The 15118-nt window shown below is 54.8% G+C and carries 10 protein-coding genes and 1 tRNA gene; 1 reads left to right on the forward strand and 10 read right to left on the reverse strand.

Going from position 1 to position 15118, the window contains the following annotated elements:
- Positions 1-4: 4 nt before the first annotated feature.
- From NBE99_RS02990 to NBE99_RS03000, 3 genes are read right to left on the reverse strand one after another with little or no spacing between them, the layout of a single operon-like run.
- Entirely contained in the window at positions 5-793 is a 789-nt protein-coding gene (locus NBE99_RS02990) for a TIGR03943 family putative permease subunit (protein ID WP_250683027.1), read from the reverse strand.
- A gap of 33 nt (positions 794-826) precedes the next feature.
- Positions 827-1279 (reverse strand): diheme cytochrome c, encoded by a 453-nt coding sequence (locus tag NBE99_RS02995; RefSeq protein ID WP_226971977.1) that lies wholly within the window; start codon positions 1277-1279, stop codon positions 827-829.
- Between the two features lie 37 nt (positions 1280-1316).
- Complete coding sequence (locus NBE99_RS03000) at positions 1317-1691, reverse strand: DUF4346 domain-containing protein (protein ID WP_250683028.1); 375 nt, start codon at positions 1689-1691, stop codon at positions 1317-1319.
- A gap of 119 nt (positions 1692-1810) precedes the next feature.
- Here NBE99_RS03000 and NBE99_RS03005 point away from each other — a divergent pair.
- Positions 1811-1883 (forward strand) — tRNA-Met (locus NBE99_RS03005).
- Between the two features lie 18 nt (positions 1884-1901).
- On the opposite strand, the gene NBE99_RS03010 is transcribed toward NBE99_RS03005, so the two are convergent.
- The 7 genes from NBE99_RS03010 to NBE99_RS03040 form a co-directional block, all read right to left on the reverse strand.
- Entirely contained in the window at positions 1902-4571 is a 2670-nt protein-coding gene (locus NBE99_RS03010; RefSeq protein WP_250683029.1) for an RNA helicase, read from the reverse strand.
- Complete coding sequence (locus NBE99_RS03015) at positions 4568-8875, reverse strand: response regulator (RefSeq protein WP_250683030.1); 4308 nt, start codon at positions 8873-8875, stop codon at positions 4568-4570. The genes NBE99_RS03010 and NBE99_RS03015 overlap by 4 nt, the downstream gene beginning before the upstream one ends.
- Before the next feature lie 18 nt (positions 8876-8893).
- A complete protein-coding gene (locus NBE99_RS03020) occupies positions 8894-11977 on the reverse strand; it encodes a methyl-accepting chemotaxis protein (protein ID WP_250683031.1) in 3084 nt (1027 codons plus the stop codon).
- 198 nt (positions 11978-12175) lie between these two features.
- Positions 12176-12706 (reverse strand): chemotaxis protein CheW, encoded by a 531-nt coding sequence (locus tag NBE99_RS03025; protein ID WP_250683032.1) that lies wholly within the window; start codon positions 12704-12706, stop codon positions 12176-12178.
- Positions 12707-12711: 5 nt separating this feature from the next.
- On the reverse strand, positions 12712-13077 hold the full coding sequence (locus NBE99_RS03030) for a response regulator transcription factor (protein WP_149817109.1): 366 nt from the start codon (positions 13075-13077) through the stop codon (positions 12712-12714).
- An 80-nt stretch (positions 13078-13157) separates the two neighbouring features.
- Positions 13158-14390 (reverse strand): response regulator, encoded by a 1233-nt coding sequence (locus NBE99_RS03035; protein WP_250683033.1) that lies wholly within the window; start codon positions 14388-14390, stop codon positions 13158-13160.
- 15 nt (positions 14391-14405) lie between these two features.
- On the reverse strand, positions 14406-15041 hold the full coding sequence (locus NBE99_RS03040; protein ID WP_250683034.1) for a MerR family transcriptional regulator: 636 nt from the start codon (positions 15039-15041) through the stop codon (positions 14406-14408).
- Positions 15042-15118: the final 77 nt, after the last annotated feature.

A 15118-nucleotide genomic window follows, 5' to 3' on the forward strand; every position in this document is an offset into this window, starting at 1 on the left:
TGCCTTAGTACATAAAGGGATTTTCAGGCTCAGGAATCGGCGCTATCGTCTCAGCAACCAATACCAATTGGCGACGGTCGTTGAGGGTTTCTGTGGTCATCCGACCTTCAACGCGAAACCACTGATCTTGGGGATAGGCTTGGCGCGATCGCCCCAGTTTTACTGGCAGTCCCACAGGATAGGCATCCGCTGCACAACAGGTAATGACAAAACGGGTGAGGGTGAGATAAGTCTCTGGCAGTTGGGGACTGTGGACAGCAAATCCCTCAATGCGAGCGGGCAACCCCCTATAGGCATCGGGTTCGGGATAGACATCAAGGGTGCGAATCCAGTCAATGAGCGTACGTTCCTCAGGCTGTTGATTGAGGCGAAAGGCCACGGGACTATTGCGGGTCACTGTCAAACCATCCTCGAGACCGCGATGAATGGCCGTTGCACTATTGAAAGGACGGGGCGTAATCACCAACCCCACGACTGCCGCAAAAATCAGGATACTGAGCGTCCAACGAGCTGGTAAGAGCGCAACATGCTGCACAGGCGTCACCTGACCCCGCCACAATCGCCACCCTTGCCAACCACTCACAGCAACTAAAAGAAACCCAGCGGCGATCGCCAGTCCAAAGTAGTTGGGGTGAATCAATAATCCCAGTCGCCCCTGCAACCAATATCGGAGAAACAACAGTCCCCAGAGGAGGAGTGCCACAACCGTCCACCACTCCTGCTGTAGCCAGCGACGGCGCATGATCATGCGTTGAACACGCGGAGAGTAGCGATTGGAGGAGCTAGAAGACATGGGGCGGTGGAAAATTCGCCATCCCTAAACATTCTAGGGGGAATCCTGCCATTGCGGACTTAGCTCACGAAAGTTAAAGAGGGTGGCCTTGGGATGACATTGGGCACAACCATCGAGGGTGACTGGCTGCGGCACCGCAACACGGGGATGGAGGATGCGAAAGAAGGGCGATCGCCCAACGCGAAAGGGAATTTGGGCATCGTTAGGCAGGGGTCGAGAATAGGTGCGCAAATAGTTCCACAGGGGAACCAACTCTGGGCGGGGAATGGGTTCGAGAGTTGCGCCGTAGTGATTAGTATCTTGAATCAGTACCTGCCATGCCTGAGTGGGCAATGTTTCCGGGGGTACTGCGAGGTGACAACTGCCACAGCGCCGCAGATAGATTTGCGCTCCCAACTGGGCATTCAAGGGCAAAACATCAACGGTACCGCTCAAGTCTGGGGTGGCGATCGCTGCTAGGGCTGTACCCACTAGGGCACAGAGCATCAAAAGAACTGCCCCTACCCCCCAGCGCCAGTGTTGTCTAATCTTGGATATACTCAAGCCCTTCATCCAAACAAAACTGTGCCCGCATCAATTCACGACCGAGATAGGCCGCATGGTCAAACATCGTCACCAGTTGGCGATCCTTTTCAAAGAGTTCAATACATAACTCCTTGGCTGTTCGACCGCTGAGTACCAGATCTGGTTCCCGCGTTACTTTCCCTTTGGTGGGAATGGGTTCCCCGGTATCGGGATCCACCGCTAAGCCCTTCTCATTGATGTCATTGGCATAGTGTTTCATCCAGATCAGTTCTTGCTCAGGGTCAATGTAGATAATGAAATACCCTGCCGGATCAAGATGAATAAATCGCTGTGATAGCTTGTTGTCAAGAGCCGTGCGTTCTGCTTTGGTCAACGCCTATCTTTCCTCTAATGGATCCACTCTTTATTGTACGGTGAACTCGACTTGAATCTGCGCGCCGAGCCTTGAGTTTTGGGACATTCGCGTTATAATGAAAATTGTGCAAAAATTTCGGCTCAGTAGCTCAGTGGTTAGAGCAGGGGACTCATAAGCCCAAGGTCGCAGGTTCAAATCCCGCCTGAGCCATTCCCTTGAGGAATCAAACTATACCGTTGCCGCCTCTAGCTCCAGCCCTTCTAGCAAGTCATTCACGGGGAAGCGATCGAGAAGATAGCGTGCCTGCTGGGCACTTTGGCGCAGTTGGGGACTGGTGTGGGGCGCATGGGGAATCTGGGAAAGAAAATCGAGGGTACGCCGTAGCAACCGCACAATATCCCCGGCATCGAGATTGGTTTCAGCGCACAATTCATTCCACGGCGTGCCCAAGGCCCACTGCTCCACCAAGCCAATCAAATCCCACTCGTACCAAAGGGGAAAGATGATGTGATGGCGGCGCTGCACCTGAAACAGCCGACGGCGAATTGGACTAAGGGCGGCAAGGCGTTCTTCTACTTCACTAGGAATGGGGTAGTTGCACCAACTGTCGGAACGGGGCGTTTCAGTGACCAAGGCAGCGATCGCTGCGGCTAAGAGGTGGGGGGGCAAGTCATCGAGTTCGCCAGAGGCCAAGGCTAGAGCCAACCAAAGTTCGTTTTCTCCCCGCAGAGCAGCGGCCATTTCCCCAAGGGGAGTGGGGGTCAGCTCATTGAGGCCACCAAAGTCTTGCAGTGCAGCAATGAGGGCAAGAAATTGCTCCCAGTGGCGTTGAGACTGTTGATGGAGCTTGTGCTGGCGATCGCGCAGTTCCGTTTGCAGCCGTTCTTCACGACGCACTAGGCGTAGCAGCGAATGAACATTTTGCGGCAGACTCCCTTGCAGTTGGCTCAGTTTCGCCTCGAGGTCAGCGATTTTAGCGGCTTGGGCAGCCACTTCTGGCGCGGGTAAGACGGGTGGCAAATCCGGGAGAGTACCGAAGTAGCGATCAGTCTCGTTGCAGGAATAACTTTCCCCTAGGCGCAGTTTCATCGCCTCTGGGGGCGGGGGGAGATTGCTACAGGGGGGGCGATCGGGATAAACCCCCAAAATGTCATCAATGCCAACGACCCGAAAGCGACCATCGGCCGCAAGGCACAGCCAGTGGGGCAACTGCCCGGAACCAGCAACGGGCTGACAGAGGACGGCGGCTAAGGGGGGATGCTCCCGCAGCGGGGATTTAATATGGAGCCACGTCCCCGGCGGCACCGCCATCATAAAAGGGAGGAGTTCTTGGGCACGTTCCTGCTCCGCCTGCTGTTCGAGGATTTTCAGGAGGCGTTGATCCTGCCGCAGCCGTTCCCGCAGCTTTTGATACTGCGCTAGTTGCTGCCGATCAATGCCCGTGAGGCGCTGTTGCACGGTTTGCAATTCCGTTTCCAGTTGGGCGATCGCCTGCCGTTGGGGCGTGAGTTGCAAGGTGGCCAAGTATTGGCCAAAACTGCGCTCCACCAATTCCCGCGCTTCTTCGAGGGTGTGACGTTGGAGCAAGTTTAGTACCATGCCATAGCTGGGGGTAAATTGGCTGATCAAGGGATCGGGGGCAGCGGTGGCCAAAAAGGCCGCTTCATGGGCACCCTCAAAGGGAGTCTGCAGGGTCACCACATGACCCACCGTATCCATGCCCCGCCGTCCAGCTCGCCCCGCCATTTGCAGAAATTCCGAGGCGGTTAAGAGGCGATGACCGCTATCGGTGCGCTTCGAGAGAGTCGAAATGACCGTGGTGCGCGCGGGCATATTGATCCCTGCGGCAAGGGTTTCTGTGGCAAAGACCAGCTTGATCAGCCCTTCCTGAAACAGGGTTTCCACCAAGGTTTTCACCACTGGCAACACCCCCGCATGGTGGGCGGCAATCCCTTGGTAGAGGGGGGCAATCATTTCTGGTGCCACAATCTCTTGGTGCTGCGCTAAAAATGCGTCCACCCGCTGCGCCAGCATTTCTTGTTCTAGGGGTGTGAGCAGGTTCATGCCCAAAACCTCTTGGACAGCCTGGTCACAGCCGCGGCGGCTAAAAATAAAGTAAATTGCCGGCAGCATGTCCCGCTGTTGCAGCTGACTCACGACATAGCGGATGCTCAAGAAGTCCCGCTTGCCACCGCGGCGCCGCTGTTCGGGTTGGCCGTGGAGCTTAGGGTTGAGCCGTTTGCGCTGACCATCCAAAAGGGGAAAGAGTCCCTTGCCATTGCAAAAGTAAAAGTGCAGTGGAATCGGTCGCCAGTCGGAGTAGATCAGTTCGGCCTCCCCGTGGACGGATTGAATCCAGTCGGTGAGTTGCTCGCCGTTGGCGATCGTGGCAGAGAGAGCCACCAGTTGAATGTCCTTCGGGCAGTAGATGATGGATTCTTCCCAAACGGTGCCGCGCTGGCGATCGTTCATGTAGTGGCACTCATCCAACACCACTACTTCCACCCCCACAAGGGAGGTGCCCACTTCGCCAATGGGGGTGCCGTAGAGCATATTGCGGAAAATTTCCGTCGTCATCACCAGAATCGGGGCATCGCGGTTAATGGAGACATCCCCGGTCAAAAGACCCACTTGCTCCGCGCCAAACTGCTGCTGAAAGTCACGCCACTTCTGGTTCGAGAGCGCCTTGAGGGGGGTGGTGTAAAAAACCCGTTGCTGCCGCGTCAGGGCACGATGAATTGCATACTCACCAATGAGGGTTTTACCTGACCCCGTAGGAGCACAGACCACCACAGAGCGACCCGCATCAAGGGCAGCGATCGCCGCTTCTTGAAAGGCATCCAGTTCAAAGGGGAGTTGGGCTAAAAAATCGGTTAGAGCCGGCGATCGCTCACTCATGGGGTAGGTGTCGGCTCCTGCTGCACAAGGACTTCACCCCTGAGGAGCCGCGCTGCCGCATCCAGTAATTGCTCCTCTAGATAGGGCTTCGTAAAGTAACCCCGTGCCCCCAGTTGTGCAGCCATCTTGCGGTGGCGATCGGCGCCCCGTGAGGTCAGCATGGCGATCGGCAGATGGTTGAGTTTGGGATCCTTTTGAATCCGCGAGAGCAACTCCAAGCCATCCATGCGGGGCATCTCAATGTCGCAGAAGACCAAGTCACAGGGCAGACCAGAGCGCAGTTTTTCCCACGCATCTTGACCATCCCGTGCCTGCTCGACGCGGTAGCCCGCCCGCGTAAAGGTCATTGAGAGCAACTCCCGCACCGTAATCGAGTCATCAATGATGAGTACCAAGGGTTCAGAGGCTTCCTCTGGCTCGGTAATATCGACAGTGTGCCCAAACCCACGCCAATCGCGATCCATGCGTCCTAGGGACAGGTCAATAATTTCCAGCACGTCGGCGATCGCCATTGCGCGGCCATCCCCTTGGACAGTTACCCCAGCAACACCCACTGGCTTCGGCACAGGACCCGACAACTGCTTAATCACAATTTCCTGTTCGCCAATGACCTGATCCACCTCCATGGCCACGAGATCATCGCCACTGCGCAGCACGACAATCGAGACCATGCCATCATCTTGGGTGCTGCCGCCATAGACATTGCTGCGGCTGATGTTGCGGCTGTACTTGAGCAAATCCCCAAGTTTACGCACTGGCAGCAGGCGATCGTGCCAAGAGAGGACGCGCTGACCATCTTCTAGGGTTTGGATGCGCTCTTGGGGAATATCCAGCATATCCTCCACACCGTCAATGGGGAAGGCAATGCGGCAGTGGTTATCAATGCAGCAGAGGGCTTTGGTAATGCTCAGGGTCAGTGGCAAGCGGATCGTAAATGTGGTGCCTTTGCCCACCGTCGAGTCAATGTTAATTGTGCCGCGAATATCCTCAAGATTCTTGCGCACCACATCCATACCCACACCGCGACCGGCAAGGGCATCCGCTTGATCTTTGGTGCTAAAGCCCGATTGGAAGAGGAAGGCATACACCTCTTGGCGCGACAGATTAGGGGCATCGGCCTCCTTCAGGAGACCCTTCTCAATTGCTTTGCGTTTCACCCGTTCTGGGTCAATCCCCGCCCCATCGTCACTGACAGAGATAATCGCTTGACTCCCTTGGTAAAAAGCCCGCACCCGAATCAGGCCTTTTTCGGGTTTGCCCAATTGCCGCCTGACCTGCGGCGGTTCAATGCCGTGATAGACGGCGTTATTGATCAGGTGGGTCATGGGGTCAAAGAGCTTTTCAAGGATACCCTTGTCAATGAGCGTATCCTCCCCTTCAATTTTGAGTTCCACCTGCTTGCCAATGGTGGTGGCAACGCGGCGCACCGCTCCCGGTAAGCGGGAAGACATTTCGCGGAAGGGCACCATTCGTGAGCGGCTCAACCCCTCTTGGACTTGGGTGGTGACTTGACGAAATTGCCGTGCCACCTGCTCCACTTCATCAATCACGTACTGGATATCATCTGCCGCCTCCCGCACCCGCACGATCCGCTCAATCACCTCCTGAGAGAGGGTGTGGAAGCCGGTAAAGCGATCCATTTCCAAGGCATCAAACTCGACCCCCGTGGCGTGGGTTCCCCGTTCCCCTTGGCCATTGGCTGCCCGTGCTGTCGTTACGCCCAACAGTGAACTTTCAAGGAGCGATCGCTCGTAGAGGTCTTGCATCTGTTGGCTGACATCCCCGAGTTGTTGGACTTGGTAGAGCAGGTTATCAAGAAACTGCCGCAGGCGTTCTTGGGTGTCTTCGAGGCTATTGCGGTTAACCACCAACTCCCCAACGAGGTTACTCAGGGTGTCGAGGTGGCGCACTGGTACGCGCATGGTTTGTTCCACCAAGGAGCCACCTTTTGCCCCTGCCCCTGTTCGTCGAGGAGTGGCCGCCTTGGCACTACTCCCTGCGGGTTGGGGAATTAATTTCTCTAAATCGGCAAAACTATCATCAGTGGTGGTCGGTGCTGGCGTGGGTACCGCAGGGGTGGCTTGCCCCAAGAGTTGCTCGAGATCCTCAAAGGCTGATGGAGGTGGTGCCGCCGCCTCTAAAAGCTGATCCAATTCGTTGAACGTGGCAGCCTCGGGTGGGGTTGTACTGGTTGTACTGTGCTCAATCAGCCCCTCCAATTCCTCTAGGACGCTTTCGCGGCTAGCAGGCACAGTGGCATCATTCACCAGTGCTTCCAGTTCAGCCATGCTGGCAGCTTCAGGGGAGGGGATGGATTCTTCCACCAGCACTTCGGGCGCCGTCATGCCCGCAGCTTCAAGCGAGGCAAGAGATTCCTCTGCCAGTGCTTCAGATTCAGTAACGGTCGCAGCCTCAGGAGAGATTAGGGACTCTTCCATGAGGGATTCTAGCTCGGCAATGCTAACAGTCTCAGGAGCGGGTGTAACCTCCTCTACTAGTGGTTCGGATGCAGCGATATTTGCCGCTGTGACTTCAGGTGTACTTGGCTCAGCGATCGCCGGCGCATCGGATAGCGTTTCTGCCCAAGGATCATCAGTGCTTGGCGGGGCAATAAATTCCGCGAGGGGTTCTTCCGCCGCGTTATCTACGACCAAGTTTTCTAGGACATCGTTGAGACCCGGCACCTCTTCGAGGAACTCAGCCACATCCTCAGCGACATGACTGAGAGTAGGGCTCTCAAAGTCCTCTTCTAGGGGAAGCAGATCGCGAGCCTCAGTGTTTTCCACCTCACCCAAAAAGTCTTCTAGGGAAGCAACTGCCTCATCAAGAGCGGCCATCTCTGAGGGGGCTTCCTCAGTGAATTGTTCAAGGAATGCATCCAGAGCGAGTTCGGCGGGTTCTGCGGCTGCACTCTCCTCAGCAGGACTGTCAAGTGTCAAGGGCGCCTCAAGGGCCTCAACCATACTTTCGGCGATCGCTGGCGGCGTGAGGTCATCGAGGGATGCTTCCTCCACCTCCGCGGCGACCAACTCACTAGAGAGTCCTTCAATTTCATCGAGGATGGCATCAAGGCTAGGTTCTGCCTCAGGCAACTCCTCAGCAGCGGTCATGTTCAAAAAGTCGGAAATCTCCTCATCAAAGGCCGCTTCACCCCCCAGCCCTAAACTGGCCAAATCCTCCTCAAGGGTGTCCTCCAGCCAGTCCGTCGGCAGTGCCGTGGCATCACTAAAAATGTCACTCAATTCTTGGAAATCAGCCCCACTCTCCTCGCCAAAAACAGTGACACCATCGCCACCGCTGCTCATTGGCTCCATTGGCTCGGAAATCTCTTCTTCAGGCGCACTCACCTCTAGCGGAGCAACCTCAGAGGCCATTTCAGGGGATTGCGGTGGTTCCTCAAGGGTCACGGGAGCTGATTCTAAGACCGCAGGCTCTGGCTCTTCTGGAACAACAGCCGGCGCTTCCTCAATCACAGAAGGCTGAAGCATCAATAAACTGTCACTGGGACGAATCGCACTGCCTTTACCATTGAGCACCAAGTCGCGAGCCGCCATAATCTCTTTGATCACCACGGGTGCCAAAGCCGTGAGGGGCTGAGCTGTGTTACTGACCGCCTGTTGAGCGATCGCCAGCAATTCAACCCACTGGGGCAGGGCAAAGGTTTCCCCCAATTGACCCAAATTAGAACAGGCTTCGGCCAATTCTTGCCGCACTTGGGGCGAATCGGGCTGCTTAAAGAGTTGCAACATTGCCCGCAGGCGATCGGGCACCTCCGTTTGAAAGACTAAGCGGTAGCTGGAATCGGCAACGGGTTGTACCGGCGGCTTAACGGGTTCAGCCACAGGGGGAGAAGGCACAGTCACAGGGGGAGCCGCCTCTGTTCCTTGGGTCAGGTGGCTCAAGTGGGCTTGCAGTTGATTAAAGACTGGCTCCACCCGATTCAGCGTTGCCGTTGCTGTCTCCTCCGTCAAACCAAAGGGGCCTTGCAATTCATCGAGGAGTTCCCGCAGCGCATCAAAGGCTTGCAAAAAGAGTTGCTCTAGGGTTTCATCCACCGTTACGGGGTGTTCCCGCAGAATTTTGAAGTAATCCTCTAGCTTGTGGGCGGTGTGCTGAATGCTGTGGAGTCCGAGCATGGCCGCCCCCCCTTTGACGGAGTGGGCTGCCCGAAACATTTCACTTATTGCCTCGGGGTCATTGACCACCTGCTGGAGATTCATCAAACTGTCTTCAATGGTGGTCAGGTGTTCCTGTGCCTCCTCAATGAAGTAGCCAAGAATGCGCTTTTGTTGATCGCTTTGCATAGCCCCCTCCCGGATTGCTTAGGCTTGATCTTCAGTATTTTCAACGCGGAACCGTTCCACCGATGCCTGCAAGTTGCGTGCCACACTCACTAGACCTTGCAACGAGTCGGACACCCGCTGTGCCTCCTGAGAAGTAGCCTGCGCTGTCAACTCAATGGATTGCATCACCTGCGCCATGGCTCGCGCCGATTCTGTTTGCTCGACCGTAGCGTTGGTAATTGAGCGTACAAGGGTATCAATTTGCGACGACACTTGGATGATGTCCTCAAGGGAGTGCTTGGCCTGTTCAGCCCGCTTCGTCCCCTCGATCACCTGCTGTGTCCCTTCTTCCATGGCGGTCATCACCGCGCCGGTTTCACTTTGAATTTGTAACACAATCTGCTCAATTTCTTTCGAGGCTTTGGCTGCCCGGTCTGCCAGTTGGCGCACCTCATCAGCAACCACGGCAAAACCCCGACCTGCTTCCCCGGCTCGTGCGGCCTCAATACTGGCGTTCAAGGCCAAGAGGTTCGTGCGGTTGGCAATCGACGAAATCACACCGACAATTTTGGCAATCTCTTGGGAAGATTCCGCTAAGCGCTTCACCTTGCGGGTGGTCTCCGCCACCGTTTCCCGAATCTGCAAAATACCCGCCACCGTGCGTTCCACCGCCTCACCGCCACGGAGGGCTGTTTCTGAAGCATTGCGTGCCACCTCATTGGCTTCTTGGGCACTTTCAGCCACCCGCTGAATCGCATTGGTCATCATCTGCACTGAGTTCAGGGTGACCGCTAGCTCCTCCGCTTGCCGCAGGGCATCTGCTGAGAGACTACGGGCAAAGGTTTCGTTTTCTGCGGCACCGCGACTCACCTGCTGGGCGGCAATTTTTACCTGTTGCACAATTGTCCGCAGGTTGTGAATTGTCAAGTTAAAGGAGTCGGCCACTGCGCCGAGCACGTCCGCTGTCACTTCTGCTTGTACGGTCAGGTCACCTCGGGCGGCACCCTCCACATCATCGAGGAGTCGGATCACTTGGCGCTGCAAATCATCCCGCTGCCGTTCGTTTTCCTCTGCTTTTTTCTGGGCATCGGCAGTAATTTGCTGAATGGTATCCGTCATTTGGTTAAAGCTTTGTGCCAAAAGCCCCAGCTCATCGTTACTGGTGACCGGCACCCGCGCCGTCATATCGCCGGCAATCACAGCATTACACTGCGCCTGCAAATCCGTACAGAAGCGCTTGATGCGGCTGACGCTGCGCTGCCCCATGGCATAGACCGCCACCCCGGCGGTGAGACCCGCTGCCGTCCCACTCACTAAGGGAGCAGGCCCAGGGGAACTAAAGCCCAAACTCACCGCCCCAGCAGCCAAAGCAGAAAGAACACCCGTGGTCACTGCTGAGGTAATGTTTTGCTGACCAAAGGAACTTGTAGCGGTAGAAGTCGCTGGAACCGTTGAGCCAACAGGGCTACGCGAGGGCGTCGGTGAGGTAGCTACTGGCGCTGCCATAGGTGCTTGCTGGGTAAAGGCTGAGAGATCCTGCTTTTCTTTGGGGGCAGAGGCTTCAGCGCGGCTAGCAGTGCTTTGGCTAAGGTCGAGACTAAAATCGGCTAGGTCTTCAAGACTTTGTTGGCTGAGATCAAATTCATCGGGTAAAACTGCAAAGGTTTCTGTGCCAGCATCGGTCATGCTGGTGGCGTCTGCTCCCCCTGCTCCCATCCCATGCACTTGGGGATTGGCGATCGTCATTTCATCATCAAAAGCAGCCTCTGAAATGTCTGCATTGCCAAAAGACAAATCCTTTAGGTCAAAGTCGGCAATGGATTCAAAGGGTTCTGCGCTACTTGGGGTGGATTCGCCTGTGGCGATCGCTGGCGCCTCTGGCTCCCTCACGTCTTCGGCAACTGCTTCGCCCCGCGGGAACTGGGACATGGCGATCGTTTGCTCATCCTCAAAGGTAGCAGGGTCAAAGGCCTCAAGAGACAGGGGTTCTGCCACAATATCTGGGGCTTCAAAAGCCTCAAGGGAAGCTGAGAAATCACCAAAGAGATCGTCTTCCTCCTCGGCAGCATCAGAAGAACTTAATTCGGGCTGCGGCAACAATTCAATGGCATCTGCCGTCTCATTGGTTAACAAATCACTGATACCAGCAGCAGACGTAGAGACTTCAGGAACGTTGGTCTCCACGGATTCCGTCAGATTTGGAAAGAGGCTCTCTTCAGAAATGTTGGCTTCTCCCGATTCTGTAAGCCCCCCAAAGAGACTCTCTTGAGGCATCGCCATTTCAGCGGCAAAGGGATCATCAAATGTTTCTAGGGAGGGCGGCGTTATTTCTTGAAAAGGAGTCGCTGCACTTTCTGTCGCCCCACCACCCAAAACAGGGCTGGCGGGTTCGGACGGGATCAAAGGAGAACTTCCCATGAGCATCGTGATATCATCATCCCCAATGGCTTCAGCGCCTAGCGGTTGCACCGATTCGCCGATGGGAATTTCTGGAATGTCCACCGCTTCTGAGACCGCATCCTCCAAAGAATTGGCCGAAAAGGCAAAGGGATCCTGAACCGCTGCATCTTCGTCGAAGGGGTTAAAGGTACCCTGTTCTAAACTGACGCCAAATTCTTCCTCAATGCCAGCAACCTCAAGATCGTCAAAGGGGTTGCTCGTCCCTAAATCGCTACCAAAGTCATCAAAGTGTTCAAGACTCAATTCCTCTGAGGGGTTCGCGGCTTGGGGTTCGCGAGTGGGTGGGGTAGTTTGCAAAAAGGTATTGTCCCCCTGAAGTTGGGTGTGATCTCCTTGCAGGGTGGTGTGTTGTTCTTCGCCCCCATTCTTGACAGGTTCAGTAGCAGGAATCAAATCCTTAATCTTGGCGAGGCTCTCGTTGGCCAGATTGATTAACTCTGGATCAGTTGTGGCGTTGAGAACCGCATGGTACTGCTCTTGAGCCTCGCTGTAGCGTTGTTGGCAGCAGTAAATATGCCCCCGCAGCAGCCGTAGGTTGGGATCGCCCGGTCGAGTGCCCACCAATTGGTCAGTGATTTTGGCTGCTTCTTCGTAGTTGCCTTGCACATAAGCGGCAACCGCTTTTTGATATTCTTGGGTGTGTTGGGTGCTGCTGGATGCCATGGGCTTACTCCCAGAATGGACGATGACAAGGGGCAGATAATTCTAAGGACTAAATCAGGGAAGCTTTAATTACAAAGTATGCGCCAATCCTTGGGAAAGATATTACGGGGGTGTTAATTTTCCTAAAGTGACTGGTCTTGATGAGTGCCATGGTGACACTTGAGCGCGAGTGTCCATTGAGATGCTACTTTTTCTAGTTTAGAGTCCCCAGCGAGCACTGCGTAAAATGGCGAGGGGGTCCAAAAGCTTAACAATGTCCTGTTGCTCGGCATCAAAAACCCATTCGCCACGGACAAAGGGAGCCATCTGATCGCTGACATGGGTCGCGGGCTTAATGGTGTCATTGTTGAGCCACTCCATGCCTCGAACCTGATGAACCGCTAGCCCTACCATTAACTCATCATCCTCAATGGCAATAATTGATAGCTCAGAGCGATCGGTATTCAAGGGAGTGTCATCCCCAAGAAACTTACCGGTATCCGCTACCCAAATCACCTGCCCCCGCAAGTTCAAAATCCCCAGTAGGAGATTGGAAGTATTGGGCACTGGGGTAATGCGATCGGGACTCACGGCCACGACTTCGCGTACCCCAATCGCTGGTAGCGCCAAGGTATCACCGCTAGGGATCGTAAAGAGGATATGTAAATCCCCTTCGGGGGTTACTAGGTCATCGATATTGCCACTTTCGATGGGGGCATTGGTTGCGAGTAGGTCTGAGCTACTAAACATCTTTTTTAGCCTCGCAAGAGTTGCTTGATGGTGCCAACGAGTTCTTTGGGGTCAAAGGGCTTCGTGATGTACGCATCAGCCCCCTGTTTCATGCCCCAATAGCGATCAAACTCCTCACCTTTGGAGCTACAGATAACCACGGGAATGGATTGGGTGCGAGGGTCGGACTTAATTTGGCGACAGACTTCATACCCATTCATGCGGGGCATGACAATGTCGAGAACAACAACGTCTGGCGTGCTCTGCTGCAATTGTTCCATTGCCTCGACACCATCGGTGGCAACCGTCACTTCAAAGCCTGTTTTCGCTAGCAATTCGCTAATCATTTCCCGCTGGGGTGGACTATCTTCGACAACTAAGACTTTGCTCATAGGGGGTTACACGTAGAATTAAGGGTTTGCTTTATATTCTAAAAGCCTAAGAGTATGACAGGTTGATGACAGCTAACCTGCTAACGGGGAGTCTCAAGGCCTGATTTTGGTTCTAGCACGTCGCCAAAGGACTCGTCTGTTAAGGAGGTCACAGGTGGGGCTGCACCAATATAATGATGCGTAATTGTTAACAATTCTTGAGTTGAAAAGGGTTTACTGAGGTAATCAGTGGCACCGGCCACTTTGGCTCGCAGGCGATCGCTCCAACCAACGAGACTAGTCAGCATAATAATCGGTGTATAACGGAAGCGAGGCGTGTGCCGCAGGAGCGTACAAAATTCATAGCCATCCAATTCGGGCATGGCAATATCGAGGAAAATCAGGTCGGGGTTGAGTTGGAAAATGAGACTCAAGGCGGTCAACGGGTGGGCGATGGCCGTGGCTTCATAACCTGCTGCTTGTAGGGTGGATTCAACCACTTGACGCACGGTGGCCGCATCATCGACACACACCACCCGCGGCGATCGCCGCCAAGAGAGGGGCGGAAAGGTACGGGTGTGGCCATTGGTTCCCCAAGAACTGACTTGTAAGTACCCTTGATGGAGATAGGGCAGCAGGAGTTTGCCCACAGTCACCCCATCTCGTCCCAGTTGCCGACTCAGACGGCGCAAGGTGATCCGCTCGCGCACGAAGGGTTCCAGTTGGCGAAACCACTGATCCGCTGGATCGTTCCCTGTGGGTTTAGTATCTGTCAGTTCGAGGGATTGATCGAGGGAACGCAACTCTGGATGCAGTTTTTTCCATTCCCGCAGATGACTCAGGCTGTCATTGAGCAGGGCTGTCAGGGAGAGATTGTGCCATTGGGGGGTGAGGGGACTCGCACTATAAAACTTGAACCAAGCGCGATTGAGGCTAACAACGTCAAAGAGACTCTCCCGCAGCAGAGCACGCCACACACTATGGATTTGATTGAGCTTGCAGTGATCGAGGAGCCACCATAGGCATTCGTATTCCACCCAACTGGCACCAGCTTTGCTTTCGATGAAGCTATCGGGACTCGGCCAAGGAATGCCCTGCCCATAGAGCAGATCCTGCAACCGCTCTAAACTGTGGCTGTGGCGATCGGCAATATAAACCAAGTGACCATGACTCAAAAAGAGAAGCCACGTATGACCGGCATCATCTTCGAGGTAGAGTTCCCCAGTGCGCTGACCAAGGGCAAGGGTTTGGCACAGCGTGTAAATATCCGTATCGTTGAGGCATCCTTCCATGGCGCTATTATAGCGATCGCCAGCGGGCTGACCGCGACACAAGATATTCAGTCCCAGTTAGCGCTGGGTATAGCTAGAGAGCAATTGCACCAGTTGCTTCACGAGGGCTTCCTGATCGCGATTGATCTGGGGAAAGTTAAAGTCATCGCGAATATGAACCTCAAAGCCGGGCACCACCTCAATGCGCTTCCAAGATTCCGGTTGCTGTGAATGGCTCGGGGGCGGTACCTCGCGGCGGCTGACACTGGGACTGACACGCATGGGCTCCCCATAGCGATGCTCGGAGCGGTCTTGTACCTGCTGCAAAAAGGCCAAAGCTGGGTTGATCGGGGGCGGATTCAATTGAAGATGAACCCCTTGCTCAAGGAGTGCCCGCAGTTCTGGGGTGCTCATGCGATACACGAGCTTGTAAATGGCACCTGCGGTATAGCCCTCCATCAACAGCCGCCGCACCACCAGCAATTGTAAAAGGTGGCGATAGCCGTAGCGACCTTCGCGGCCAATGCGAGCGGGACGGTCAATCAATTTGCAGGAGGTGTAATGGCGCACCAGACGGGGGTTGACCTCTTCCAAAACACGGTTTTTGGAGTCCTCTTGTGGGAGGTGCTGGGGCAAGAGTTCGTTGGCGATTTCTACCAACTCATCTAATGACCATTGATCCTGAACGTGGATGAAGTCTTGAATTGTTGCCATGATGAACAAACACAGCCTTTTTTGAACGAAAAAACAAAGAAGTCAGTTAGAGAGGAATTTACCTGTCCTAAGTGAAG

It is taken from the genome of Thermosynechococcus sp. HN-54, from assembly GCF_023650955.1.
Taxonomy (GTDB): Bacteria; Cyanobacteriota; Cyanobacteriia; order Thermosynechococcales; family Thermosynechococcaceae; genus Thermosynechococcus.

Bases quoted from the DNA above. Each gene is read 5' to 3' on its own strand.
- NBE99_RS02990 (WP_250683027.1), bottom strand. From the start codon at position 793: ATGTCTTCTAGCTCCTCCAATCGCTACTCTCCGCGTGTTCAACGCATG.
- NBE99_RS02995 (WP_226971977.1), bottom strand. From the start codon at position 1,279: ATGCTCTGTGCCCTAGTGGGTACAGCCCTAGCAGCGATCGCCACCCCA.
- NBE99_RS03010 (WP_250683029.1), bottom strand. From the start codon at position 4,571: ATGAGTGAGCGATCGCCGGCTCTAACCGATTTTTTAGCCCAACTCCCC.
- NBE99_RS03015 (WP_250683030.1), bottom strand. From the start codon at position 8,875: ATGCAAAGCGATCAACAAAAGCGCATTCTTGGCTACTTCATTGAGGAG.
- NBE99_RS03020 (WP_250683031.1), bottom strand. From the start codon at position 11,977: ATGGCATCCAGCAGCACCCAACACACCCAAGAATATCAAAAAGCGGTT.
- NBE99_RS03025 (WP_250683032.1), bottom strand. From the start codon at position 12,706: ATGTTTAGTAGCTCAGACCTACTCGCAACCAATGCCCCCATCGAAAGT.
- NBE99_RS03030 (WP_149817109.1), bottom strand. From the start codon at position 13,077: ATGAGCAAAGTCTTAGTTGTCGAAGATAGTCCACCCCAGCGGGAAATG.
- NBE99_RS03040 (WP_250683034.1), bottom strand. From the start codon at position 15,041: ATGGCAACAATTCAAGACTTCATCCACGTTCAGGATCAATGGTCATTA.